The following is a 26,329-nucleotide window of genomic DNA, read 5'->3' on the forward strand; positions in this document are numbered from 1 at the left end:
CCTCATGAGCAGGTCCGCGATCCTCTCCCACCTCGCCGATCTGGAGCCGAAGTACACCTCCTTCATCCTCAACTGCCCGCCCAACCGCAACGGCCGCCTCGACACCAACATCGTCAACCGGCTCGCCGAAGTCGGCGCGGCGTGGAGCCCCGACACCTCCCGGCCACCACTGCCCACCCAACTGCTGCGCGCCGAGCACCCCGTCACACCGGTCAACGCCTATGCGACCGCCTTCCACACCGGGGAGGGACCGCTGAACGCCATCGACGGACTCAGCGACGTCCGCTACGAGACCTGCTGGTCGACATGGGGCCTGTCGCTGCCGCAGTCCATCACCATCGACCTGGGCGGCGTGTGGAGCAACGTCTCCACCCTGGAGTACCTGCCCAAACAGTGGAACCGCACCAACTCCACCGACGGCGACATCACCTCGTACACCATCCTGACCAGCACCGACGGGGTCACCTTCACCCAGGCCGCCACCGGTACCTGGGCCGGCAACCGCACAACCAAGCTGGTCGAGTGGCCCGCCCGGAACGCGGGCTTCGTACGGATCCAGGTCAACGCGGCCACCGGCGGCTACGCCAACATCGGCGGCGTCCGGATCGGCGGCCGGACGGCCAAGCCGGCGCTGGTGTCCACCACGCTGCCCGGTGACGGCACCGTCTACCGGCTGGCCGCCCGGCACAGCGGCAAGGTCGCCGACGTGGCGGGCGCGGGCACCGCCAACGGCACCAACGTCCACCAGTGGCCCTGGCGCAACCAGACCAACCAGAAGTGGACCTTCACCCACACCGGCGACGGCTACTACAAGATCAAGGGTGTCGGCAGCGGCAAACTCCTGGAAGTCGCCGGTCTCTCCCGCGCCGACGACGGCAACGCCGGAATCTGGGCAGACGCCGACGCCCCCCAGCAGCACTGGGCCATCACCCCCACCGGTGACGGAAACTACTTCCTCATCAACCGCTACAGCGGCCTGTCCCTCGGCGTCGACGACGGCAACACCGCCGACGGAACCAACATCGAACAGCAGCCGTACGCATCACAGACACGCCAGCAGTGGCAGATCATCCCCTCCTGAGCCTGCCCTCCGCTCAGTACGGCGGAGTGGTCCCCGGCGGTGACGGCCCACACGCCGCCGGTGACGCCGTTGTTGGGGTTGTGGGTGACGGGCGCCAGGAAGACCGGGGCCCGTGAAGGGGCCAAGGACCTCGCGGGCTTCGGCGTACACGCCCTCTGCGTCGGCATCGGCGGCATCGGTGTCCGGGCCCTAGGCGGGGGCCTCCTCCGTCGCCCCGCGTCCGCGCAGCCACACGTACACCGGGATGCCCGCGAAGAGGAACAGCACGCCCTGGTAGACGGCCGCGTAGCCGGCGCCCGCGATCAGCCAGAAGGAGAACGCGAAGGAGAGGGCGGCGACGATCAGGTCGCGGACCAGGCCGGCCGGGCGGACCTGCTCACGGGTGCCCTTCGCCAGCCAGTACAGCTGGGCCGCGGCCGACAGGAGGTACGGCACACAACCCGTGAACGTGGTGATCAGGACGAGGACGCGGAAGGTGGTGTCCGGGCCCGCCGTGTAGTTGAGGGCGATGAGCAGCGTGCCGAGGACCGCTACCGCCCAGACGCCGAAGCCCGGCACCCCGCCCTTGCCCACACGGGCGAAGGGCGCCGGGAAGAGTCCGTCGCGGGCGGCGGCGTACGGCATCTGCGCGGCGAGCAGGATCCAGCCGTTGAGGCAGCCGGTGATCGAGGCGACGGCGACCAGGGCGATGGCGGTGCCGCCCCAGGTGCCGCCGGCGATGGCGTTCACGGCGTCGGCGAAGGGGGCGCCGGAGTCGACCAGTTGGTCGTGCGGGACCAGGCCGAAGACGGCGACGATGCCGAGGATGTAGACGAGGGCGGAGCCCAGCGTGCCGAGGACGCTCGCGCGGCCGACCGTGCGTTCGGGGTCGCGGACCTCGCCGGCGCTGACGGCGGCCGACTCCACGCCGAGGAAGCTGTAGAGGAGCAGCGCGGCGGAGGCGGCCAGCGCGCCGGGGACGCTGTCGCCGGAGGCGTTGAACGGGCCGAAGTTGTCCGTGTCGACGAAGAAGAGGCCGATCGTGGCGACCAGCAGCAGCGGGACGAACTTCAGGACGGTGGAGACGACTTGGACCGTGCCGACCCAGCGGGTGCCGGCGAAGTTCGCGGCGGCCGGCAGCCACAGTGCGGCGAGGGCGACCAGGGCTTCGAGGGTGTGGTCGCCGTGCAGGGGTATCAGGACGTCGACGTAGCCGACGACCGCGACGGCCAGGGCGGCGATGCTGACCCAGCACATCGTCCAGTACGACCATGCCGACAGGAATCCCGCGAAGGGGCCGAAGGCGTCGCGCGGGTACACGTACAGTCCGCCGGTGACCGGGCTGCGCCGGGCCAGCTTGCCGAAGAGCAGCGCGAGCAGCACCGCGCCGACCGACAGGACCGCGAAGGCGAGCAGGCTGATCCCGCCGTACGGGGCGACGGTGGCGGGCAGCGCGAAGATGCCGCCGCCGATGATGTTGCCCATGACGAGGGCGGTGGCGGCGACCACTCCGAAGGTACGGCGGGGCGAGGCGGCGGCCGGATCCGTCCCGGGCTCGGCGGCCTCGGTGGAACTGGGGGCAGTCATGGCGGTGTTCCCTGGGGACGGGGACGGGGACGGGGACGGGGGCAGGAGGGCGGGGAGGGCTTGATCGTAACCCGGCATCCCACATGCTGGGCGACCTGTTCATGTAATGGACACATACGGCTGGCCCTCGCCGCTTCGACTAGCGTCGTGACATGACCAGCGACACGTCCGTCTCTTCCGACACGACCCTCGCCGACGCCCTCGCCGCCGGGAGGACGGTCGTCCTCGACGGCGGCATGTCCAACCAGCTCGAGTCCGCCGGGCACGACCTGAGCGACGAGTTGTGGTCGGCGCGGCTGCTCGCCGAGCGGCCGGAGGCGATCACCGAGGCACACCTCGCCTACTTCCTGGCGGGCGCGGACGTGGCGATCACCTCCAGCTACCAGGCGACCTTCGAGGGCTTCGCGAAGCGCGGGATCAAGCGGGACCGGGCGGCCGAACTGCTCGGCCTGAGCATCGAGTTGGCCCTCGACGCGGCGATGGAGGCACGGGCGCAGGGCGTCACCCGGCCGCTGTGGGTGGCGGCCTCGGCCGGCCCGTACGGCGCGATGCTCGCCGACGGCTCCGAGTACCGGGGCCGGTACGGGCTGAGCGTGGCCGAGTTGGAGGCCTTCCACCGCCCCCGCCTGGAGGTGCTGGCCGCCACCGGCCCGGACGTCCTCGCACTGGAGACGGTGCCGGACGCCGACGAGGCCGAGGCGCTGCTGCGGGCGGTGCGCGGGCTCGGAGTGCCGGCCTGGCTGTCGTACAGCGTCGCGGGCGACCGCACCCGGGCCGGGCAGCCCCTGGAGGAGGCCTTCGGTCTGGCCACCGACGCGGACGAGGTCATCGCGGTCGGCGTGAACTGCTGCGTCCCCGAGGACGTCGACCGCGCGATCGAGATCGCCGCCCGCGTCACCGGCAAGCCGGTCGTGGTCTATCCCAACAGCGGCGAGGCCTGGGACGCCGAGGCCCGCGCCTGGGCCGGCAGCTCCACCTTCGCACCCGAGGAGGTGCGCCGCTGGCGGGAGTCGGGGGCGCGGCTGATCGGCGGGTGCTGCCGGGTGGGGCCGGAGGCGATCACGTCGATCGCGGGGACGCTGGCGGCGGCATGACCCCTCGCGGCTGACACCCGCACAACTCCTCCCAGTTGCTCCTCCCCACTGCTAGCCTCCGCGTCGGGAACCGGTTTCCATCCATGTTGCCGCAGTTCCCGAGGGGTGGGCGACGACGCCCGGGGAGAGGGACGAGGCAGGCATGACGAGGAAGAGCGAGGACGCGAGCCGGAGCACGATCCGGGATGTGGCGGCCCGCGCGGGGGTGTCCGCGTCGACGGTGTCGCGGGTGCTCGGCGGGGTCTATCCGGTGAGTTCGGCGACCCGCACGCGCGTGATGCGGGCGGTCCGCGACCTGGACTACGTCGCCGACGCGCGCGCCAAGGCGGTCGCGGGGGTCGGCACGCCCACGCTGGCGTTCGTGCTGGAGGACATCACCGGACCGTCGTTCGCGCTCATGGCGCACGGCGTGGAGCGCGAGGCGACCCGGCTCGGGCATCTGTGCCTGGTGTGCAGCACGGAGGGCGATGTGCGGCACGAGCTGGAGTTCGTCGAGATGATGCGCTCCCAGCGGGCGGCCGCCGTGATCCTGGTCGGCGGCACCGCCGACACTCCCGAGTACCGCGAGCGCACCCGCCGGATGGCCGACTCGCTGGCGTCGGCAGGCTCCCGCCTGGTGCTGTGCGGCCGCCCGCCGCTGGGCCCCGGCGCACCGGTGACGGTCATCGAGTACGACAACGAAGGCGGCGCCTACGCCCTGGTCGCCCACGTCCTCGCCCAGGGCCACCGGCGGATTCTCTTCCTCGGCGGCGCCCCGGACCACACCACGGCGCAGGGTCGCGAGCGCGGCTATCTGGCCGCCCACCGCGCCCGCGGTCTGGAACCCGACCCGGCGCTGCTGCTGCACGGCGACTTCACCCGGGACGCCGGGCACCGGCTGATGCGGGAGGCGCTGAAGGACGGGCTGGAGTTCACGGCGGTGGTGGCCGCCACCGACATGGTCGCGGCCGGCGCGCTGACCGCCCTGCACGAGGCGGGTCTGGACGTGCCGGGCGACGTCTCGCTGGCCGGGTACGACGACATCCCGTTCGCCCGTGACCTGCACCCCGCCCTGACCACGGTCCACGTCCCCTACGAGGAGCTGGGCCGCCTCGCCGTGCGCACCGCGCTGGGCCGCACGTCGGAGGCCTCGGACGAGCATCTGCTGCTGGGGACGCACGTGGTGGTGCGCGACTCGGTGACGGCAACCGGTTCCTGACCTGTTCCGGCGCCGGCTCGTGTCAGGTGCGGCGGACCGAGCCGGGCAGCCGCAGCCGTCGTACCACCGACCGCAGCTCCACGCTCCGGGTGGGAACGCCGTTCACGGGCACACCGTCCGCGGGCTCGCCGTCCGCGGGCTCGGCCACCGCCGCCTCGGCCTCCCGGGCGACCGCGTCCGCCGTCCACACAGCGAATCCACGATCCCGTGGACCGTATGCCGTATGCGGCTCACCGTCGCCGAAGATCCGCACCGGATGCGAGGCGTCCCACCGCTGCCAGCCGGGGTCGCCGTCGGCGGCGAACCGCACCCAGGCCCCGTGCATCGCGTCGGCGAGCTCCTGCGGGGCGCCCCAGCCCGCGAGCTTGGCGGACTCGGGCACCTCGCCGGTGTCGAAGACGAAGCCGAGCTCCAGGGCGTGGCAGGAGCCCAGGTCGGGCAGCAGCGAGGGCCAGGCGAACTCGTAGAGGTACGCGGGCTCGGGGCGGGCCTCGGCGAGGCGGTGCAGCGGGATGCGCAGCAGGTGGTCGGTGACCATCTGGCCGACGATCTCGGCGGTGCCGGCCTCGGGGTGCAGGGCGCGGTAGCCGCGTACCACCTCGTGGCCGCAGTGGCAGCGGGCCATGGCGCCGGCCAGGGCGACCGGACCGAGCCGGTCGACGCGCTCCAGCAGGCCGCCCGGGACCAGCCACAGCCGGTACTCGTCGCGGGTCCAGCCCATCATGAGCCCGACGCCCCGCGCCGCGTCACCTTCGACGAGGGCTTCCAGGGGATCGCGCGGGACGAGGTCGCCGTCGACGACGATGCCGAAGGCGGGTCCGCCGAGCACGGGGCTGCTGAGCCGTCCCACCTCGGCCTGGGTGCGCAGCAGCAGGTCACGGTCGATGTCGGCGAAGGCCGCGGCGGTGGCGGGGATCTTCAGCCGGGTCGCCATACGGCGCACCATCCGCCGTACCTTGTCGCGGTCGCTCGCCTCGGGTGGCCCGCTCTGCAGGACCGCGCGCCGGAACAGACCCTGGGCCTGCGGTGCGGCCAGCAGGGCGCCTGCGCTGATCGCCCCGGCGGACTGGCCGCCCAAGGTGACCCGGTGGGGGTCGCCGCCGAAGGCCTCGATCGACTCGTGCACCCACTTCAGGGCGGCGAGCTGGTCGCGCAGGCCGGGGTTGGCGGGGGCGTCCGGGAACAGTCCGTAGCCCTCCACTCCCAGTCGGTAGTTGACCGAGACGAGGACGACGCCGTCGCGGGCGAAGGGGTGCCCGTCGTACACCGGCACGGCGGACGAGCCGCGGGTGAGGGCTCCGCCGTGCAGCCACGCGAGCACCGGGAGCCGCGCCCCAGGGCCCGGCTCCGGTGTCCACACGTTCAGATTGAGGCAGTCGTCACCGGGCACGACCGGGTCGGACAGGTACTGCGCGAAGGCCTCCGAGTACGGCGGTTTCGGCGGCGTCGGCCCGAAGGCGCCCGCGTCGCGCACGCCGTCCCAGGGCTCGGGCGGCTCGGGCGGCCTGAACCGTCGGGGGCCGAAGGGCGGGGCCGCGTACGGGATGCCCCGGAACATCGCGACGCCGTGTTCGTACCGGCCGCGTACGGGCCCGTACGGCGTCCTGACCACAGGTTCTGCCTGGACTGCTGCCGTCATGCGCCCACCGGCCTCCCGTGCCGCGCTCGTGCACCGTGAACATCAGAGCACCACAGGGTGGCTCCGTATTCCGGCGTACGAGCGCGGCTTTGCGGCTATACGGGCGACGCGCTCACGGGGCGCACACGGGCATGTACACGAGTCACTTCGCGTACATCAGCGTGCCGAAGCCCAGCTGGTCGAAGCCGCCGCTATTGGTGCCGTAGTCGCCGCCACCTCCCTCCGGGTAGACCGTCCCGGCGATGCGCTGCAGGTACGGGACGGACAGGTTGCGGCGCCGCCGGTAATGGGAGTCGAGCATGGCCCACACCGGGCGGAGCTGGCCCCGGGCGACGTCGGAGATGACGGTGTGCTCCCTGAAGTCGCAGTTGACGCCGGTGCCCCAGGTGTACCTCGTGAAGGGCACGCTCTCGTTGAGGTTGTACTTGGCGACGTACTGAGCGGCCTTCATGAACCGGTTGCTGTCGTAGCCGTACAGGTCCTCGCCCTGGTTCCAGGCCATCTCGCAGATCGCGCCCATCTGGCCCATGCCCATGATGGTGTGGCCCTGGTCGCGGCCGGACTCCTGCCACTGGCCGAGGTTGTCCGGGTGCAGGAACGGCACGGCCTTGCGGATGGCGCCGTTGCCCGCGCCGTTCTTGAAGTAGTTCACGGCCTGGTCGTACTTGGCGCCGTCGTCGCACAGGATGCCGATGGCCAGGACGGACGCGACGTTGCACAGGTCCCAGTTCGCCCAGTAGTTGGTGATGCAGGCGCCGTTGTGCTGGGTGAGGAACTGGTTGTTGAGCGGGTAGAAGACGTTGCGCATCATGTTCTGGAACCGGCCGAGGTCGAAGCCGGCGTATCCGCGCATGAGTTCGGCCGCGTTGGCGAACTGCCAGCCGTAGATCCCCGCGGCGAGGAACCGGTCGGCGTTTCCGGTGACGGTGGTGAGCCTCGACGACCAGGCGTTGAGGATCCGCACGGCGCAGTCGGCGTTGTCGCGGGTGCCGCCCACCTGCCAGCGCAGCGCGTTCTGGTAGGCGGCGGCGATGTCGTTGTAGAGGATTCCGTAGTTCTGGCCGTCACCCCCGCGGATGACGGTCTCCTGCGGGTTGGGGGTCCAGGTGGACCGCGAGTGGGGGTTGTCGATCAGGCGTTGCCAGCCGGCACGCCACGGGTCGTCGCCAGCGGCGACCCTGACTTTGGCCCGGTTGATGTCGCCCCAGTTGTGCAGCATGCCGGGGTGGGTGAAGGTGGCCGGCGCCGCCTCGGCCGCGCCCGTGAGGGCGGTGGCCGAGGCGCCGACGGCGAGGGCGGCGGTGAGGCCGCCGGCGGTCTTCAGCAGACCGCGGCGGCTCAACTCGGGTGTGTGGAGGTGCTCGTGGGGGGAAGTGCGGCTCATGCGGTGCATCTCCATTCCGTGGAGGTTCTACATGGGGGTGATGCTCACCTCGTCGAACTCGGTGGTGCTGCGGACCAGGGGGCTGCGGGAGCAGACCACGAGGCCCACGTAGTAGGGGGCGTCGCCGAAGCCGGGGATCTCTCCCTCGGCGAGGGGGGTCCAGCTGACGCCGTTATCGGTGGAGGCGTACGCGGCGAAGCGCGTCCCGGTGCGCTTCAGCCGCAGCAGGCAGGGGGCGGTGACCGCCCCGTTGCCCGTGAAGGTGGATCGTCCGGCCACGGCGGTGCGCAGCATGAGCTGGGCGCTGGTGCCGCCGGTGACGATCGCGCCGGCCGCCTGGTCGAACGGCGACAGGGATTTGGCCATGAGCAGGCCCACCCGGTCGCCGCTCGCACCGGTACGGGAGACCAGCCGGGCGGTGACCTGGCAGTCGCCGGTGACGGGCCGCCGTACGAACTGGCCGGTCATTCCCTGATTGTTGACGGTGAGGTCGGTCCCGGCGCCCCGCACCACGAAGGTCCCGTCCTTGTGGGAGGTGCTGCCGGGGGTGCGGACGACGGCCACGCCGAAGGTGGCGAAGGCGCGGTCGTCGAGGACCACGTCGCCGAGGTCGCCGTACGTCCATGGCTCGGGCGGCGGGGTGCCGACCGTGAGGGTGAGGGTGCCGGTGGCGGCTCCGGCGGCGTTGCCCGCGGTGGTCGTGACGGTGAACTCGCCGGTCTCGGTGGGTGTTCCGGAGATCAGACCGGTGTGCGGGTCGACGCGCAGGCCGTCGGGCAGGCCCTTGGCGGTGAAGCGGACGGGCTCGTGCGCGGCTCGCAGCACGTGCCGGAACTCGGCGCCCTTGTTCGCGAACGCCGTGGTGGCGGAGGTGAGTTCGGGGGCGGAGGGCTGCGGCATGGCGGCCGAGGCGGGTGCCGAGCGCGGGCCCTTGCCGCCCACGTTCGTCTTGGCGACGGCGTAGTGGTACGTCGTGCCGGGCGTGCCGGTGGCGTCGGTGTACCGGATGCGGGTGCCGAAGCCGACCGGGCCGACCTCCATGGCGAGGGGGCGGTAGGGGCCGTCCGCGCTCTCGGCGCGCAGCACGGTGTAGCGGGCGGCCGGGTCCGGGTCGGTCCAGGCCAGTTCGACGGCGTCGGCGCCGGTGGCCGCGCTCAGCCCGGCCGCGGTGTGGGCGGGGCGGGGCGGGGACCAGACCTCGCCGGTCGTGGAGGTCACGGTGACGTTGTCGAAGGCGCCGGTGCCGGTCTCGGCGTACTCCTCGTCCACACCGAGGCAGGAGGTGAGGACGAGACCCGCGTATGCGGTATTCGGTAGACCGTCGACCTCAGTGCGACCGACTTCTGTCCACCGTATGCCGTCCGGTGAGATCGCCCCGGTGCACCACCGCCCCTTTCGGGTCAGCCGAACCCAGTACGGCTCGCGCAGCCGGTAGCCGTCGCCCGCGCCCTCGACGTACGGCGCCTCGAGCGGGGTGGCCGACTCCGGCAGGGTGCCGAGGTCGGAGATCGGGAAGGACGCCTTGGCGGTGATCATCTCCTGCTGGGACGGCGGCACGGGGGTGCTGCCGGTGGCGGAGATCTGGGCCCCGGCCGTCGGGCGTACGGTCCACACCCCGCTCCACGTGTGCAGCGGCAGCCCCTGGATCAGCATGGCCGCGTGTGCCGCGTCCGCGTCCAGACCCGCCCGCACGGTGACGCCGATCTTGGAGTACTGCGAGCTGAGCGGGAACACGATCCGCGCGGTGACCGTGCCGTCGCCGCGCAGCGGCAGATACGCCATGCGGTAGGTGTCGGCGGTGCCGGAGGCCTCCAGCACGAACCGCTCACCGTCGAACACGGCCGAGCCGGGGATCTTCACGCCTCCGATGTCCCGGGTCGACCAGGGCTCGGGGAGCCCGGCGGTCGCCGATGCCCAGGCCGAACCGCCGCTCTTGCCACGGGAGTTGGCGGCGCTGACGGTGTAGTAGTAGGTGCGGCCGGTGCGGACGCCGCGGTCGGTGTACGTCGGCTTCGAGACGCCGGAGGCGACGGTCTCGTACGGCCCGTCGGGGCTGGTGGCCCGGCGCACGGTGTAGCTCGCGGCCCAGGCGGACGGCAGCCAGGACACGGTGACCGCCCGGTCCGCGCCCGTCGCCGTGACGCCCGCCGGTGCCGTCGGCGTGCCCGGCGCGGCGGCCTTCGTACCGGCGTACGTGAGGGTGCCCCAGCCGGGGTGGTCCTCGTGGTAGCCCTCGGTCACGCGCGTGCCGTCCGGGCCCCGGAAGACGGCCTTCTCGGTGTACGGCGCGGACATGCCGAGGCGGCCCGCGTAGTGCGCGTACCCCATCTCCCACACCGGCCGGAACACCCCGCGCTGCCGGTCGGAGACGGCCGTCTTGACGTACTTGCCGGTGCGGTCGAGGTCGGGCGTGAACGGAACCGAGTCGTCGCCGAGGTTGTAGCGGGCGAAGTACTCGAAGTTGGCGAGGATCCGGCTCTCGGTGAAGCCGTACAGGTCCACGCCCTGCTGCCAGGCGACCTCGGCCGCGTCCGCGAGCAGGCCGACGGCGAGCTGCTCGTGAGCTTGGTCGCGGCCCGATTCCTGCCCCTGTCCGGTGGCGCTGACGACGCGGTGCAGCACGGAGCCGTTGCCGGCGCCGGCGGCCGCGAACCGCAGGGCGTCCTCGAACATCACCTGGTTGTCGCAGAAGACGGCGATGGCGAGGATGGTGCGCAGCGCGGCGATGTCCCAGTTGCCGTTGGCGTACAGGCAGTAGCCGGACAGGGCCGGGTACCAGACGTCGGTGAAGGAGCGCTCGCAGCTGCTGATGGATTCCGCGGGCCAGCCGTCGTAGCCGGAGTGCCGCAGGATCTCGGCGGCGTTGACGAACTTGAAGCCCTGGATCCCGGCCCCGAGCTGGCCGTCGGCACCGGTGATGCCGGTGAGGGAGGCGGCCCAGACGTCGAGGATGTCGCGGGCCTTGTCGGCGTGGCGCACGTCGCCGGTGATCGCCCACATCAGGGCGTTCTGGTAGGCGGCGGCCGCGTCGGTGACGGCCTGGCTGGTGTTGTCGGTGGGGCCGCGGCCCCAGGTGCGGATCTGTCCGGTGTTGCGGATGCCGTAGGTGTGCTGAGAGCGGAAGTCGGCGGCCAGGGCCGCGAATCCGGTGGCGATCGGGTTGCTCCCGCCGGCGACCGCGGACCGCATCCGGTCCAGGTCGGCGCGGGAGTGCAGCAGCCCGGGGTGAGCGAAGGCGTACGCCTGCTCGGCGGCCTGGGCCCAGGCGGGCGAGGCTACGGCGGACAGCAGTCCACCGGCGGCTACGCCCGCGAGCCCCGCGGCGCCGAGGAACGTACGTCTGCTGAGGGATTGCACGGATGACTCCTGGCTTACGCGTTCTGCACGGTGAGAGTGACGGACTGGGTCGCCGTACCGGCGGTGTTGGTGGCCTTGACGGTGACCGTGTAGGTGCCGGGGACCTGCGGAGTGCCGGAGATGAGGCCGGTCTTCTCGTCGATCGTCAGGCCCTTGGGCAGTGCCTCGGCGCCGAACGAGGTCGGCAGCGCGCCGGCGGTGATCAGGTAGTTGAAGACCTGCTGCTTGACGGCCGTCGCCGTGCCCGCGCTGGTGATCTCGGGCGTGGCCGTGGAGGCCGCGGTGGCCGCGTCGAGGAAGCGGAGGTTCTTCACGTGCTCGTTGGCGAACGCCGGCACCATGTCGGTGGTCAGGTACCAGCCGGGCTTGCGCATCTTGTCGTGCACGACCGTGCCGTTGATCGCCAGGTTCTGGAAAGTGAGGTTCTTGATGGGGTGGTCCGCGTCGTAGCCGGTCAGGATCGCCATGGTGGCGTGCGTGCCGTCGTAGGAGAGGTTGCGGACGTAGACGTCCTCGATGCCGCGGCCGTGCGCGGCGTTGTACCGGTTGGCCATGACCCGCATGTTGATCAGCTGACCCCAGGTGAAGTCCTCCACCCGGACGTCCTGGATGCGGATGTTGCGGATGAGGTTGCTGTCGCCGGGGTTGAGGGCGAAGCAGCCCTGGTAGAGGACCTGCGGCTCGCGGTGCTGGAGGACGTCGATGTTGCTGAAGACGATGTTCTCGATGGTCTCCGGCTTCTCCGGGTTGCCGTGGGTGCCCATGTTCACCGGGTGCGCGACGTCGGCCCAGAGGGTGGAGTCGCGGACGGTGACGTTGCGGGTGTCGCCGTACCAGTCCCAGCGGTGGGCGTAGATGGCGACGCAGTCGTCGCTGTTGCGCATGAAGACGCCCTCGATCAGCACGTCCTCGCTGCAGAACACGTCGATGCCGTCGCCCCACTGACCGCTGCTGTAGGAGTGCAGGTTGCGGACGGTGACCTGCTTGGACTGGCCGATGGTGCAGGAGTAGCCGGTCTTCGGGTTGAGGACGAGGATGCCGTCGATCTCGATGTTCTTGGAGAACGACACCAGGGTGGCGGCGTCCGAGTTCCAGATGATGCCCCGGCCCAGCAGGCGGGCGTTCTCCACGTTGACGAACTCCACGCGGGCGTTGAGCACCGCGCCGCCGGCCAGGTACACCGTCTTGCCGCTGGGCACCTTCACCACGCCGCCCGAGGGGGTGTGCAGGCCCGGGCCGAAGTAGATGACGTCGGGGTCGTCCTGCTCGGGCTGTGTCTTCTCGATGGGGTTGGCGTGCAGCTGCAGGTTGCCGTAGATGTCGCCGTCGATCTCGATCGAGAGGTTGCGCGGCTGGGTGAGGCTGAAGGTGATGGTGTCGCCGCTGACCTCGTGCTGGATGTCGTACGACAGCGGGCGGATCCGCGCGGAGGGGATGGTGCCCTTGGACCAGGTGACCTGCACCTCCACGGTGCCGGTGAAGTCGAGGCTGGCGACCGAGGTGGGGCGGACGATGCCGCTGCCGGTCTTCTCGTTGATGGTCTTCGTGGTGGCGCGCAGGACGGGCACCGGCTTCCACTGGCCGCCGGGCGTACGGGCCTTGACGACATAGGTGGTGTTGATCGGCAACGCGCCCGGGACGGGGTGGATGACCAGCCGGTCGGCGGCCTCCGGCCTGTCGTCCGCCGCGGCGGCGGTGCCGGCCGCCGTGCCGATCAGGGAGTAGGCCGCCGCGGCGGCGCCGGCGGCCTGGATGACGGTGCGCCGGGTCAGTCCGGTGCCCTGAGTGTTGTTCATGGCCAAGTTCCTTACGGTCTTGAGGAAAAGGGGGATGGGCTACTTCAGTCCGGACGTGGACATCCCGGCGACGAAGCCGCGCTGGGCGATGAGGAAGATCAGCAGGATCGGGACGACGTACATCACGGAGGCGGCGGCCTGGAGCTCGGGGACGGGCGTGCCGGCCTCGCTGACGTAGGTGGTCATCACGGCGACGGCGAGCGTGGTGCGGTCGGTGGACAGCAGCAGCTGCGGGGCGATGTAGTCGCCCCAGGTCCAGGTGAAGGCGATGATGAAGCTGGCGGACAGTACGGGCCAGGACTGCGGCAGGAAGATCCGCCAGAAGATCGACGTGTATCCGCAGCCGTCGACGATCGCGGCCTCCTCCAGCTCGCGCGGCATGCCCGCGAAGAACTGCCGGAAGAGGAAGACGAGATACGGCGCCGCGGACAGGCCCCACAGCACCCACGGCCAGTACGTGTCGACCATGCCGACCTTGGCGAAGATCAGGTAGGTCGGCAGCAGGGTGACCATCTGCGGCAGCATCATCGAGCCGAGCAGGACGCCGAACAGCACCTTCTTGCCGGGCGCGTCGAGCCGGGCGAAGCCGAAACCGACCCAGGCCGAGCTGAGGGTGACGAGCGTGGCGTAGAGGAGGGCGATGACCAGGGAGTTGCGGGCGTAGCCGAGGAAGTCGATCTGGGTGAAGGCGTCGGCGAAGTTGTGCCACTGGAAGGCCTCGGGCAGCCAGTGCACGGGCGCGGCGGCCAGTTCGCCCTGGGTCTTCAGGCCGGAGAGGATCAGCCAGCCGAAGGGGCCGAGGAACAGCCCGGTGACGGAGACGAGAACCGTGTAGAGGACGAGGCGTTTGGCGCGCACCCGCACGCGTATGTCGGTCGTCGATGACTTGGGCGGCAGCGTGGTGGCGGTCACTTCTTCGCCTCCGGGTCGACGTTGTAGAACACCGCGCCGGACGTGAACTTGAAGATGAGTCCGGTCACGGCGAGGATCAGGACGAAGAGCACCCACAGCAGTGCGGAGGCGTAGCCGTAGCGGCCGAGCGCGAAGTACTGCGCGAAGACGTGCATCATGTACAGGTAGTTGGACTGCGGGACCGTGGTGATGCCGCTCGTGTCGCCGAGCGGGGCCAGCAGCAGCGGCATGATGGTCTGCACCGAGGCGATCATCCCGGTCACCGTCTGGAAGAGCAGGACGGGCGACAGCAGCGGCACGGTGATGCTGCGGAAGGTGCGCCAGGCGCTCGCCCCGTCGATGCGGGCGGCCTCGTGGAGTTCGCGGGGTACGTCCTGGAGCCCGGCCAGCGAGATGATCATGACGTTTCCGGCGGCCCAGAGCACCGTCATCAGCAGCACGTAACGGGCGTAGGGGTCGGCGAGCCAGCCGACGGCGTCGAAGCCGAAGAAGGTCAGAACGCCGTTGGTGGCACCGGAGTTCTGGTCGAAGAGGAGCTTGAAGGCGAGGCCCGCGCCCACCGGCGGCACCACGGCGGGCAGATACAGCAGCGTGCGGAACAGGCCGCGCGCCTTGATCGGCCGGTTGACCAGGACGGCGAGGCCCAGCCCCGCGATGATCGACAGCGGCACCGAGGTCACCGCGAACAGGCCCGCACGGCCCAGCGCGTCCCAGGTGACCGGATCGTTCAGCAGCTCGCGGTAGTTGCCGAGTCCGACGTAGCGCCAGTTGGGCGAGATGCCGTCGAACGTGGTGAAGCTCAGCCACAGCGCGTACACCATCGGCGTGATGGTCAGCAGCACGAACCCGATGATCCAGGGCGAGGTGAACATGTAGAACGCCCGGTGCCTGCGCACGGTCATCGAGGTCCGCGGCCCGCCGACGGCCGGTGCGCGCCTGGCGCTCGCGGCGGCATCGGGCCGGTCCGCGACGGAGGAGATCTGGTCGACCGTCATCCCACTTGCTCCTTACCGCGCTTCAGCTGCTCGTTGATGGCCGAGTTCAGGCGCCCGGCGAGGGTGTCGACGGAGATCTGGCCGTTCATCGCGGCGGGGGCGATCTGGTTGAAGAGGGCGTCGAGCGCGTCCGCCCGGGTGTAGGGGGTGAAGGAGACCACCGAGAAGTGCTTCAGCTCGTTGTCCTGCACCTCGAGCGCCCGCTTCTGGTAGTCCTCCTTGGCCGGCATCAGTGAGCGCATCGACTTCAGGGTGGGGATGCCCCAGCCGCCGGCGGCACGTGCCTTGGCCGGCTCCTCGCCGAAGAACCACTCGAAGACCCGCCATGCGGCGTCCTTGTTCTTCGCCCCGCGCGGCATCCACAGGCCGGTGCCGCCCTGGCAGGCGCTGACTCGCTCGCCGCCCGCGAAGAGCGGAGCGGGCGCCAGGCGGGACACCTCCGCCAGCTTCTTGTCGGTGCCGATCATGCCGCCCAGCCAGTAGCCGGCGTTCGACATGGCCAGCCGCCCGGCCTGGTAGGTGGGCCCGTCCCAGCCGTTGGGGTCGGGCTGGATGAGGCTCGGCCCGACCTTGGTCTTGCAGTAGTCGATGAACCAGGCCAGGGCCCTGCGGGCCTCGGGGGTGGTGAAGTCGACCCGGGAGAAGTCGTCGTTGAAGAGGCTGCCCCCTGCGGACGCCGTCATGGTCGCCAGGAGCGTGGCCCGGGTCAGGCCCAGGTAGCTGCCGCCGAACACGGTGGTCTGTCCGCTCTTGCGCTGCACGAGGCGCTTGGCGTTGTCCAGCCACTCCTCGTACGTGATCGGCTCGGTCTCCGGCGGGTGGTCGACACCGGCCCTGCCGAAGGCCGAGGCGTTGTACCAGTACATGGAGTCCTGGGAGAAGTCCTTCGCCATGCCGTAGCGCGGGCCCTTGCCCTGGGTGCGGCCGTCGTACCGCCACAGGTCGTTGACGGGGTCCAGGTCGTCGAGCTTGAGGACGCTGCTCCGGGCGAAGTAGGGGTCCAGCTCCTCGGCCACGTCCCGGGCGGCGAAGAACGGCAAGTCCACGGCGCCGACGCCGCGCACCAGGTCGGGCGGGTTGCCGCTGGTGAGCATCGCGATCAGCTTGGTGATGTCGTACTTCACCAGGACGATCTTGATGCCGAGGTCCTTCTTGGCCTGCTGGACCTGCTCCGGGAGGACGTCCCCGGAGTTGACCATCACGGTGACGGTCTCGCCCGATCCGCTGACCCCGGTCGACACCTGCATCGCACAGCCGCTCAACGCCGCCGCGCCGGTGGCGGCGCCGGTTGCCGAGAGGGAGAGGAATCGGCGGCGGCTCAGGGAAGCACCAGCATGTGGACGCATGAACGCGCCACCTCCTGCTTCGTTCTGTTCGGAATTTCGACCACGGATCGGCCACGGAATCGGCCACGTCCCGGGATGTCGGCAACCGGTTGTTGTGCGTTGGGGAGGAGCTTCTTCCTGTCCGGAAACTGCGTCAAGAGTCTTGACGAACTTTCGAAAAGACTGTGTAACCTCGACGTCATGAGCCAGAGGGCCGGAGGGTCGCTGCGGAGCCTGCGACGGTCGAACGAAGAGCAGCTCATCGCCCTGCTGTTGGCCCATGGCCCCCTGCACAGAGCCGAGCTGGCACGTCAGGCGGGGGTCTCCCGGACCACGGTCTCGACGATCGTCGGCGAGCTGATGGAACGCGGCCTGATCATCACGGCCGATGACGAGCCCGACAGTGATCTCGACGGTCGGGCCGGGAACCGGTTGCTGATCAATCCGCGAGCGGCGGTCGTGGCCGGCCTGAACCACACCTTCGACGGCGTCTGGGCCCATCTCGCCGACCTGGCCTCGGGCGAGATCGCCGACGCCGGCACCGCCCTGGACCCCGGCACCGGGGCGGCCGAACGCATCGAGGCCGGAGCGGAGATCCTGCGCGGGCTGCTCGACGCGGCCGGACTGGACGAGCAAAAGGTCATCGGCGTCGGCGTGGGCGTGCCCGGTCCCATCCACCGGGAGACCGGGGTGGTCGGCGTGTCCCTGCCGGGCCAGCCCTGGTCGCACGTGCACGCCGCCGAGGAGTTCGAGCGGGCGCTCGGGCTGCCGGTGACCGTGGAGAACAACACCCGGCTGGAGGGCGTGGCCGAGGCCCGCCGGGGTGCCGGGCGCGGAGTGGCCGACCTGCTCTACTTCGGCCTCTCCAGCGGCATCGGCTCCGCGCTGGTCCTCGACGGACGGCTGTACCGGGGAGCGATCGGCGGCGCGGGTGAGCTCGGCCATGTGTCGGTGAGCGTCGACGGGCCGCCCTGCCCGTGCGGCAACCGGGGCTGCCTGGTGCTGTACGCCGGTCTGCCCGCCGTACTCACCGCGCTGCGGAAGGTCTACGGCGAGGACCCGGGCCTGGAGGAGATGCTGGCCCGCACCGCGGCCGGGGACGGGGCGGGCGGGCAGGTGTTCGCCGAGGTGGGCGCGGTGGTCGGCGGGGTCCTCGCGGGACTGTGCAACCTGCTCAACCCCGAGCGGATCGTCGTGGGCGGCGAGCTGTGCCGCGCCGGCGAGGCGCTGCTCGCACCGATGCGCGAGGCGATCCGGGGCCATGCCCTGCCCATGGTCCGCGAAGTGGAGGTGGTGCCGGCCGAGTTGGGGCTCGGCACACGGGTGGGCGCGGTCGGCGGCGCCGCGCTCGTCCTCAGCGAGACGCCGGATCTGGCGGCGGCGCTCAATCGGATGACCGTGAACGGGGCCGCCGTATGACGGCACCCGACGACCCCGACGACCCCGACGACCGCTCGTCGACACCCCGGCACACCTGCCCGACACCCCCCGCGCTCCCACCCCGCTTCGCCGGCAAGGTCGCCGTCGCCTTCCGCTACGCCGACGGCCACGTGGAACGGCCGACAGCGCCAGGGCTGGGCATGCCCTCGGTCAGTGTGCCGTTGCCGATCCGGAGCATGTCGGGGTCGTTCCAGGCCCCGGGACGGGAGTAGCCGTCCAGGCCGACCTGCTGGTCGAGGGTGGACAGCACCGACTCCCAGGTCGGCACCAGGTCGTCCATGGTCCGCCAGAGGTTCGCCACCCCGGGCGCCCACTGCCACGGCTTGAACAGGCCGTACTCGGAGATGGAGTACACCACCGGCCGGCCCGCGGCCCGTAGTGCCTCCCGCATACGGCGGAAGGCGGGTCCGGGCTCGAGACCGTCGTTGAGGTGGGCGCGGCACCAGTCGTACTTGAGGTGGTCGACGCCCCACTCGGCGAAGGTCTGCGCGTCAGTGGTCTCGAAGCCGAGGCTGCCGATCCCCGAGGCCTGGTAGTCGTCGTACTGCTGGCCGCAGGTCAGCGAGCCGGGCACGGAGTCAGGCCGAACTTCAGGCCCAGGCCGTGGATCTCCTCGGCGAGCGCGGCGATGCCGTCCGGAAAACGCGTGGGGCCGGCGCGCAGCCGGCCGTCCCGGCCCCGGGTGGGGGCCTGCCAGCAGTCGTCGACGACGACGTACGAGTATCCGGCGTCGCGCATGCCGGAGTCGACGAGCGCCCCGGCGCACTCCAGCAGACGGGGTGGACGCGGTCGGGCTGGGGGTCGGGGTCGGCTGGTACGTACCGTCTCTCCGCAGGGAGTAACCGATTTCACAACAGAGCAGGGACAGGGAAGCGTGCCGTCGACACGACGTCAACCTCCTCGCATCGATGGGCATCAGAAGACCTGCCCACTCACCTGCCGAAATGCGAATGTAAGCGACAGAAGGTGACCAAAAGTCTGCACACTCAGACTCTCCTCCTACCGATTGACCACGCCGACCGCCAGATCTACGGTAGAAGACGCTTTCTGAAAATGTTTCCACCCAGTGTGTCAGGAGAGACATGCCCAGCCCGCAGCCTCCAAGGGCCGTGTTCGCGATGGATCCGGTGCACCTCCCCCTGCTTTTCCCCCCGCCGCTCATGGCCCGGCTGACACAGGCGGCCGACCTCGACCCCGCGCTCGTCGTCCAGGACTTCGCCGACCCCAAGGCGGCCGATGCCCTGGCCCAGGCGGAGGTGCTGATCACCGGCTGGGGCTGCCCCCCGCTCGACGCCGGCGTCCTCGCCACCGCCCCGCGGCTGCGCACGGTCCTGCATGCCGCCGGCTCGGTCCGCTCGCTGGTCAGCGAGGCCGTGTGGGAGCGCGGGATCACCGTCTCCAGCGCGGTGACCGGCAATGCCCTGCCGGTCGCGGAGTACACGCTCGCCATGATCCTGCTCGCCGGGAAGGACACGTTCGCCCACCGCGAGCGCTTCCGCGACACGCACGCCTACCCGACCTCCGCCGAGACCGCCGCCACGGGCAACGTCGGCCGCCGGATCGGGGTCATCGGCGCGTCCCGGGTGGGCAGACGGCTGCTTGAGCTGCTGCGCCCGTTCGACTTCTCCGTGCTGCTGCACGATCCGTACGTCAGCCCCGCCGAGGCCGCCGCCCTGGGTGCCGAACTGCTGTCGCTGGAGGACCTGCTCCGGCACAGCGACATCGTCACCCTGCACGCCCCCGACATCCCCGAGACCTACCGCATGCTCGACGGCGAACGGCTCGCCCTCATCCGGGACGGCGGCGTGCTGATCAACACCTCCCGCGGCGCCCTGGTCGACCCCGACGCGCTCACCGACGAGCTGGTCTCCGGCCGGCTGCACGCGATCCTCGACGTCACCGAGCCGGAACCTCTGCCCGCCGGCTCCCCGCTCTACCGCCTGCCCAACGTCTTCCTCACCCCGCACATCGCGGGCTCCCTCGGCAACGAACTGGAACGCCTCGGCCGTATCGTCGTGGAGGAACTGGAACGCCTGGTCGGAGGCCTGCCACCGGGCCACGAGGTACGACACTCGGACCTGGCCCGTGTGGCCTGAGGCCCGCGCCGACGCGAAGCGGCGTCCCGGAGAAACAATGGGATACGGTTTCGCCACCGGCGCGGGGGCAAGGGGCGCCCCACGGATCCCGGCAGGACCCGCCAGGCACCCCCTGGCCCAGTCGCCGGGCGAGTCGGTCCCAACGGTGAAGGAGCCGCAACGGTGAGTCAGCGCAAGGCGGTCGGCGACGCCGGACGGGCCACGATCCGTGACGTGGCTCAGCGTGCGGGCGTCTCCGTCGCGAGCGTGTCGCGCGTCCTGTCGGGCAACTACCCGGTCTCGGAGGACCTGCGCCGCCGGGTGATGAAGGTCGTCCGGGACCTGGACTACGTCACCAACGCCCACGCCCGCTCCCTCGCCGGCGGCGGCACCCCCACGGTGGCGATCCTCATCAACAACATCACCGGCGCCGCCTTCGCCCACGTCGCCAAGGGCGTCGAGGGCGCGGCCACCCTGCGCGGCTGGCTCTCGCTGGTCGGCACCACCGGGGACGACCCGGAGCGGGAGCTCGCGCTGGTCAACCTCATGCGCCAGCAGGGGGTCGCCGCGGTGGTCCTGCTCGGCGGTGCCTACGACTACGACGAGTACCAGCTGCGCATGGCCCGCTTCGCCCGCTCACTGGACGCGGCCGGCTCCCACCTGGTGCTGGTGGGCAGGCCGCCCCTGGAGGGCGACGTGCCGGCCACGACGGTCGACTACGACAACGAGGGCGGGGCCTACGCGATGGCCAGCCATCTGCTGTCGGCCGGACACCGCCAGGTGCTGGTCCTGCCGGGCCACGCCGAGCTCACCACCGCCCAGGGCCGGCTGAAGGGCGCCCGGCGTGCCTTCGAGGCCTATGGCGTGCCCTTCGACGCGGGCATGGTGCGACACGGGCCGTACGACTACGAGCACGGGTACGACGCCGTCGAGGAGACCCTGCGCGACGGGCTCGACTTCACCGCGGTGCTCGCCGGAACCGACGTCGTCGCCGCGGGCGCGATGCAGGCGCTGCGCGCGGCCGGACTGCGGGTACCCGAGGACGTCTCGATCGTCGGCTACGACGACATCCCGCTGGCCTCCCAGCTCACACCCCAGCTGACCACCGTGCACGTGCCCTACGAGGAGATGGGCCGGGTCGCCCTGCGGGCGGTCGCCGACCGGCGCGAGGGCGGCTCGGGCCGCCGCAAGGGCAGTGACGGCGACCATCTGGTGCTGGGCACCCATGTCGTCGTACGGAGCTCTGTGCAGCCGCCCGCACGGCGTGGCTGATATGAGCAGCCGCAAGAGATCGTTTCGTAAACGTTTTCCCGAAGGTTTTCACCGTTGCCGGGACACCTTGCGGTTAACCGCGCCGCACTGCGGGAACCTTGCGCTAACCCAGGTCTGACCTGCATGTATCTCGCCCGGTAGAGGCGCGGCCGACCTGCGCCTGGACCTAACCCCACGGACAAACCGGCGTAACAAATTGCCCCGCACCTCTTGCTATGAACAGGGCCGTCGGCCTACCGTCCCAGGAAACGCTTACTACAGCTTCCGCTTGGCCGTACCCCCCGCAACCGCGAGCCGATGATTTCCGGCCGTCGTTCCCGGCCGGCGCCGAGCCGCCGAACACTCCCCTCTCTGGTCTCTCTCTGAGAGCGCCCTACTTTCCGAAGGAACACGTCAGATGAACTTCACCAGCCCCCGGAGAAGGTTCGCCCGTGCCGCCGTCGCGGGTTTTGCGCTGACAGGTCTGCTCACCGCCTGCGGAGGCGGCTCGGACTCCGGGGACGACGCGTCCTCCGGTCCGGTCACCCTCCCCTTCTGGGGCTGGGCCAACGGTCAGGAGGCCGTCGTGAAGGCGTTCAACGCCTCACACGAGGACGTCCAGCTCAAGTACACCAAGGTCACCGACCAGCTGACCATGCAGAAGCAGCTGACCAACGCGGTCAAGGCGGGCAACCCGCCCTGCCTGGTGCAGAACACCGCCGAGTACGTCACCAGCTGGGTCTCGCAGGACGCGCTCGCCGACATCACGAAGTACGTCGAGGGCGAGCAGGACAAGTTCAACGCCGGTTCCTGGGCGAGCGCGCAGGTGCAGGGCAAGATGTACGGCGTCCCGACCAGCTCCTCGCCGAACTTCACGATCTACCGCACCGACCTGTTCAAGAAGTACGGCATCAAGGCCCCCGCCACCTGGGACGACTTCATCGCCGCGGGCAAGGAGCTGAAGAAGCACGGCATCAAGATCACCAACTACGCCGGTGAGGACCCCAGCACCCTGGAGGTGCTGGCCATGCAGGCCGGGGCGCACTGGTACTCCGTCGACGGCGACGCCTGGAAGGTGGACTTCCAGGACGAGGGCACCCTGAAGGCCGCCAAGGTGATCCAGGAGATCATCGACAACGACCTGAACTCCAAGCTGTCCTTCGCCGACTACGCGGCCGTGCAGCGCAACTACGACAACGGCGGCACCGCCACCCGGCAGATCTCCACCTGGCAGATGGCCGGCATGGTGCAGAACTTCACCAAGTCCTTCGGCGACTGGGCCCTGTCCCCCTGGCCGACGTTCACCGGCGAGGCGCCCAAGACCCCGGCCGGCACCAACCTCACCGGCAGCGTGACGCTGGTGACCAAGGACTGTGAGCACCAGGAGCAGGCCGCCGAGGCCGCGCTGTGGATGTCCACGAACACCGACGCGGTCAAGACGATGGCGAGCCCGGAGACCGGCAACGGCGTGATGCCGGCGCTGAAGGACAGCGACACCTACGTCAGTGAAGCGATCTCCGAGAAGCTGCTCGGCAAGAACTACGAGCCTGCCAAGAAGATCGTCACCGACAGCCTGGGCACCGTCACCACCGACTGGGTCTACGGCCCGAACTGGACCGCGATGTTCACCGAGATGCAGGCCGGCTGGGCCAAGGTCGTCAGCAAGGAGCAGAAGGTCACCGACCTGCTCGCGCACATGCAGAAGTGGACGGTCGACGACCTGAAGTCCCGCAACATCAGCGTCAAGGGCTGAGGCAACGTCCGATGATTCGCTCTCTGCGCTGGAAGGGTGCCGCCTTCACGGTGCCCTTCCAGCTCGGCTTCGTCTTCCTCTACCTGCTCCCCATCGGCTACGCCATCTACCAGTCGCTGTTCCGTGTGCAGCAGTCCGGGCTCGGGCTCGGCGGCTCGACGGAGAAGTTCGTCGGCTTCGACAACTACCAGCAGGGTCTGACCGACTCGGCGTTCATGGGCTCCGTGCTGCGGGTGGTGCTGTTCGCCTGCGTGCAGATCCCGGTGATGCTGCTCATCAGCCTCCTCATGGCGCTGTTCCTGGACGCGCTCACCTCCAAGGTGGCGAGCCGGTTCCGCATCATGCTGCTGGTGCCGTACATGATCCCCGGGGTGGTCGCCGCCCTCGTGTGGATCAACCTCTACAGCCCGGACGTCGGCCCGCTGACGCCGCTGGGCGAGGTGTTCGGCTTCGACTGGAACTTCTTCGCCCCCTCGATGGTGTGGCCGTCCATCGGCAACCTGCTGACCTGGCACGGCATCGGCTACAACATGGTGATCATCTACTCGGCGCTCCAGGGCGTGCCCCGCGAGCTGTTCGAGGCCGCGCGTCTGGACGGCGCCTCCGAGAAGCGCATCGCGCTGAGCATCAAGATCCCGCACGTGCGGGGGGCGCTGGTGCTGACCGGCATGCTGTCGATCATCCAGATGCTGCAGATCTTCAACGAGCCGGCGTTGTTCCGGAACATCACCCCGCAGACGGTCAGTGACAGCTTCACCCCGATCATGATCATCTACAACCAGGCGTTCAACGCCGGCAACTACCACTACGCCGCTTCCCTGTCGGTGCTGCTCGCCCTGATCCTCGGCGTCGCCTCCTTCCTGTTCTACCGGCTCACCTCGAAGGAGGCCGACTGATGACGCTCACCGAAGAACGTACGAAGACGCACCAGGTCGGGCGTCTGAGAAGGCCGGATCCGGCGAGTCGTTCACGCGGCGGCCAGCGATTCCTCCTCGTCGGTCTGATGCTGGCCAGTGTCTACAGCCTGTTCCCGGTGTGGTGGCTGATCGTCGCCTCGACCAAGGACCGCACGGGTCTGTACCAGACCAACGGCCTGTGGTTCTCCGGCTGGCACCTGTGGGACAACCTGCAGCAGCTGTTCACGTACGAGGACGGCATCTTCCTGCGCTGGACGGCCAACTCGTTCCTGTACGCGGGTGTCGGCTCCCTCGGCGGCACGCTGCTCGCCCTCGCCACCGGCTACGGCCTGGCCCGCTTCGACTTCCCCGGCCGCAATCTGGTGTTCGCGTGCGTGGTGGGTTCGTTCCTGATCCCGATCGCTCTGCTCACGCTCCCGCTGTACCTGCTGTTCTCGGAGATCGGCCTGGTCGACACGCCCTGGGCGATGCTGATCCCCTGCCTGATCAACCCGTTCAGCGTGTACCTGGCCAAGGTGTACACCGAGGCGACGATCCCCTTCGAGCTGCTCGAGGCGGCCCGTATCGACGGCGCGGGCGAGCTGCGGATCTTCTTCAGCATCGTGCTGCGGATGATGACGACGGGTGGCGCCACGGTCTTCCTGCTGGCCTTCGTCAACACCTGGAACGCCTTCTTCCTCCCCCTCACCGTGCTGCGCGGCGAGGAGAACTGGACCCTGAACCTGGGCCTGTACAACTGGTCCGGCAAGCGCCTGGAGTCCGGCGTCGACCTGACCAGCCTGGTGCTGACCGGCGCCCTGCTGTCCATCGTGCCGATGGCGATCATGATGGTCGCGATGCGCCGCTACTGGCGTTCGGGCGTGACGCTGGGGGCGCTGAAGTGACCGTGCTGCGCAACCCCGTCATCCGGGGGTTCGCCCCGGACCCGTCCATGGTGCGGGTGGGCGACTGGTATTACGTGGCGACCAGTTCCTTCGAGTGGTTCCCGACGATCCCGATCCACCGCTCCCGGGACCTGGAGCGCTGGGAGTACGCGGGTCACGTCCAGGGTGCGGTCCCCGGCGACTCGCTGGCCGGTGTCCCCGACTCGGGCGGCATCTGGGCGCCGTCGCTGAGCTGGGACGGTGAGCGGTTCTGGGTGGTCTACTCGATCGTGCGCTCGGTCGGCACGCCGTACTTCGACACGGACACCTATGTCAGTACGGCCACGGAGGTGGGCGGTAAGTGGACCCCGCCGCGTCGCATCGCGAGCCACGGCTTCGACCCCGCGCTCTTCCACGACGAGGGCAGGTTGTGGCTGCTCAACCTCCAGAACGACCACCGCCCGGGCGGCCGGCGCTTCGCCGGGATCGTCGTGGCGGAGCTGGACCGGGAGACGCTGGCTCCCGTCGGTGACACGCATCTGCTGCTCCAGCACGAACGGCTCGTCGAGGGGCCGAAGTTGCTGAAGCGCGCCGGCTGGTACTTCCTCGTACTGGCGGAAGGAGGAACCGGTTTCGAGCATGGCGTGCTGGTGGCCCGCAGCCGCAGGCTCACCGGCCCGTACGAACTCGACGACCGCCCGCTGCTGACGTCCCGGGACGATCCGTCGCTGCCGTTGCAGAAGGCGGGGCACGGCGAGCTGGTGGGAACGCCGGACGGTGACTGGGTGTTGAGCCACCTGGCGGCCCGTCCGCTGCACACGCCCGACGGCCCGCGCTGCACGCTCGGCCGGGAGACGGCGATCCAGGCGGTGAGGTGGGACGCGGCGACGGGCTGGCCGAGGATGCGGCACGGGGGTTCGCGTCCGTCGGTGGAGGTGGAGGTGGAAGCCGAGGCCGCCGTACCGACGGATCCGGAGCCGTCCGCGTCCCACCTCACCGATGCCGCCGATCCGTTGGGCTGGCCGTGGAGCACCCTGCGCGCCGCCCCCGACCCGTCCTGGGCGGACGCCACCACACGCCCGGGCTGGATCCGGCTGCGCGGCCGGCACGGACCCGAGTCGCGGTGGGCACACAGTCTGCTCGCCCAGCGGATCACCGAGCACCGTACGGAGGCCGAGGTCACCGTCGAGGCACGGCCGCGGACGTTCACGCAGGCCGCCGGGCTGGTCCTCTGGTACAACACGGAGGCCTATCTCGCCCTCGACCTGACCTGGGCGGAGCCCGAGGGCGAGGAGCAGCGCGGCCAGCAGTGGCGGGGCGAGGGCCGTACGGTGCTCAGCCTCGTGGAGCGCGAGGAGTTCGGCACGCGACAGGCGGCCGTCGTCGACGTCGACGCGGAAGGGCCGCTGACGCTCGGCGTGACGGTCGAGGGCGCCGAGGCGTGGTTCTGGTATGTCCGGGACGGGGTGCGCACGCCGGTCGGGACGGCGCTGGACTTCAGCCAGCTCTCCGACGACTACGGGTCCAAGCTGCGTTTCACCGGGTCGATGGCCGGTATCCATGCCGTGGACCTGGTCGACGCGACGTTCACGGCCGACTTCACGGGCTTCCGGCTGGAGTGCACGCCCGACTGACGCCATCCCTGTTCGGAGTTTCGAAAGTGCGGGCCCGCGCAGTCCTGCG

General features: G+C 70.3%; 20 protein-coding genes. 10 read left to right on the plus strand and 10 right to left on the minus strand.

Annotated features, from left to right (window positions below; all coding sequences use genetic code 11):
* A partial coding sequence (locus ABT063_RS41050; RefSeq protein ID WP_351066023.1) for an RICIN domain-containing protein occupies positions 1-1,081 on the plus strand: 1,081 nt, incomplete at its 5' end.
* 189 nt (positions 1,082-1,270) lie between these two features.
* Here the strand turns inward: ABT063_RS41050 and ABT063_RS41055 are convergent.
* Complete coding sequence (locus ABT063_RS41055) at positions 1,271-2,647, minus strand: amino acid permease (RefSeq protein ID WP_351066025.1); 1,377 nt, start codon at positions 2,645-2,647, stop codon at positions 1,271-1,273.
* Positions 2,648-2,799: 152 nt separating this feature from the next.
* Here ABT063_RS41055 and mmuM point away from each other — a divergent pair, with 152 nt between their 5' ends.
* Together mmuM and ABT063_RS41065 are read left to right on the plus strand one after the other, a co-directional pair.
* Complete coding sequence (gene mmuM, locus ABT063_RS41060) at positions 2,800-3,741, plus strand: homocysteine S-methyltransferase (protein WP_351066027.1); 942 nt, start codon at positions 2,800-2,802, stop codon at positions 3,739-3,741.
* A gap of 142 nt (positions 3,742-3,883) precedes the next feature.
* Positions 3,884-4,939, plus strand: a complete 1,056-nt coding sequence (locus ABT063_RS41065) for a LacI family DNA-binding transcriptional regulator (protein ID WP_351066029.1) — start codon at positions 3,884-3,886, stop codon at positions 4,937-4,939.
* A gap of 22 nt (positions 4,940-4,961) precedes the next feature.
* On the opposite strand, the gene ABT063_RS41070 is transcribed toward ABT063_RS41065, so the two are convergent.
* From ABT063_RS41070 to ABT063_RS41100, 7 genes are all read right to left on the minus strand, one after another.
* Complete coding sequence (locus tag ABT063_RS41070; protein WP_351066030.1) at positions 4,962-6,578, minus strand: carboxylesterase/lipase family protein; 1,617 nt, start codon at positions 6,576-6,578, stop codon at positions 4,962-4,964.
* Between the two features lie 142 nt (positions 6,579-6,720).
* Complete coding sequence (locus ABT063_RS41075; protein WP_351066032.1) at positions 6,721-7,962, minus strand: alginate lyase family protein; 1,242 nt, start codon at positions 7,960-7,962, stop codon at positions 6,721-6,723.
* Positions 7,963-7,989: 27 nt separating this feature from the next.
* Positions 7,990-11,319, minus strand: a complete 3,330-nt coding sequence (locus ABT063_RS41080) for a putative Ig domain-containing protein (protein WP_351066034.1) — start codon at positions 11,317-11,319, stop codon at positions 7,990-7,992.
* A gap of 14 nt (positions 11,320-11,333) precedes the next feature.
* Complete coding sequence (locus ABT063_RS41085) at positions 11,334-13,115, minus strand: putative Ig domain-containing protein (protein WP_351066036.1); 1,782 nt, start codon at positions 13,113-13,115, stop codon at positions 11,334-11,336.
* Between the two features lie 39 nt (positions 13,116-13,154).
* The gene (locus tag ABT063_RS41090) at positions 13,155-14,027 is read right to left on the minus strand and encodes a carbohydrate ABC transporter permease (RefSeq protein WP_351066038.1); all 873 of its coding nucleotides are present in this window, start codon (positions 14,025-14,027) and stop codon (positions 13,155-13,157) included.
* A complete protein-coding gene (locus tag ABT063_RS41095; RefSeq protein ID WP_351066040.1) occupies positions 14,024-15,022 on the minus strand; it encodes a carbohydrate ABC transporter permease in 999 nt (332 codons plus the stop codon). The genes ABT063_RS41090 and ABT063_RS41095 overlap by 4 nt, the downstream gene beginning before the upstream one ends.
* Positions 15,019-16,368, minus strand: a complete 1,350-nt coding sequence (locus ABT063_RS41100; protein WP_351066042.1) for an extracellular solute-binding protein — start codon at positions 16,366-16,368, stop codon at positions 15,019-15,021. The genes ABT063_RS41095 and ABT063_RS41100 overlap by 4 nt, the downstream gene beginning before the upstream one ends.
* A gap of 180 nt (positions 16,369-16,548) precedes the next feature.
* Between ABT063_RS41100 and ABT063_RS41105 the strand changes: the two genes are divergently transcribed.
* Positions 16,549-17,766, plus strand: a complete 1,218-nt coding sequence (locus tag ABT063_RS41105) for an ROK family transcriptional regulator (RefSeq protein WP_351066044.1) — start codon at positions 16,549-16,551, stop codon at positions 17,764-17,766.
* A 115-nt stretch (positions 17,767-17,881) separates the two neighbouring features.
* Here the strand turns inward: ABT063_RS41105 and ABT063_RS41110 are convergent, their stop codons facing one another.
* Together ABT063_RS41110 and ABT063_RS41115 are read right to left on the minus strand one after the other, a co-directional pair.
* Positions 17,882-18,361, minus strand: coding sequence for an alpha-amylase family protein (locus ABT063_RS41110; RefSeq protein WP_351066046.1), 480 nt, complete (start codon positions 18,359-18,361; stop codon positions 17,882-17,884).
* Complete coding sequence (locus ABT063_RS41115; protein ID WP_351066048.1) at positions 18,346-18,639, minus strand: alpha-amylase family protein; 294 nt, start codon at positions 18,637-18,639, stop codon at positions 18,346-18,348. The genes ABT063_RS41110 and ABT063_RS41115 overlap by 16 nt, the downstream gene beginning before the upstream one ends.
* 230 nt (positions 18,640-18,869) lie before the next feature.
* On the opposite strand from ABT063_RS41115, the gene ABT063_RS41120 reads away from it, so the two are divergent.
* From ABT063_RS41120 to ABT063_RS41145, 6 genes are all read left to right on the plus strand, one after another.
* Complete coding sequence (locus ABT063_RS41120; RefSeq protein ID WP_351066049.1) at positions 18,870-19,883, plus strand: hydroxyacid dehydrogenase; 1,014 nt, start codon at positions 18,870-18,872, stop codon at positions 19,881-19,883.
* 162 nt (positions 19,884-20,045) lie between these two features.
* A complete protein-coding gene (locus ABT063_RS41125; RefSeq protein WP_351066051.1) occupies positions 20,046-21,134 on the plus strand; it encodes a LacI family DNA-binding transcriptional regulator in 1,089 nt (362 codons plus the stop codon).
* A gap of 397 nt (positions 21,135-21,531) precedes the next feature.
* On the plus strand, positions 21,532-22,866 hold the full coding sequence (locus ABT063_RS41130; protein ID WP_351066053.1) for an ABC transporter substrate-binding protein: 1,335 nt from the start codon (positions 21,532-21,534) through the stop codon (positions 22,864-22,866).
* Positions 22,867-22,877: 11 nt separating this feature from the next.
* Positions 22,878-23,762: a carbohydrate ABC transporter permease gene (locus tag ABT063_RS41135; RefSeq protein WP_351066055.1), complete on the plus strand. Its 885-nt coding sequence runs from the start codon at positions 22,878-22,880 to the stop codon at positions 23,760-23,762.
* The gene (locus ABT063_RS41140) at positions 23,762-24,667 is read left to right on the plus strand and encodes a carbohydrate ABC transporter permease (protein ID WP_351066057.1); all 906 of its coding nucleotides are present in this window, start codon (positions 23,762-23,764) and stop codon (positions 24,665-24,667) included. Before ABT063_RS41135 ends, ABT063_RS41140 begins: the two co-directional genes overlap by 1 nt.
* Positions 24,664-26,280 carry a glycoside hydrolase family 43 protein gene (locus ABT063_RS41145; RefSeq protein ID WP_351066059.1) on the plus strand — a complete coding sequence of 539 codons (1,617 nt, stop codon included), beginning with the start codon at positions 24,664-24,666 and terminating at the stop codon, positions 26,278-26,280. The genes ABT063_RS41140 and ABT063_RS41145 overlap by 4 nt, the downstream gene beginning before the upstream one ends.
* Positions 26,281-26,329: the final 49 nt, after the last annotated feature.

It is taken from the genome of Streptomyces sp. NPDC002838, assembly GCF_040295365.1.
Lineage (GTDB): Bacteria > Actinomycetota > Actinomycetes > Streptomycetales > Streptomycetaceae > Streptomyces.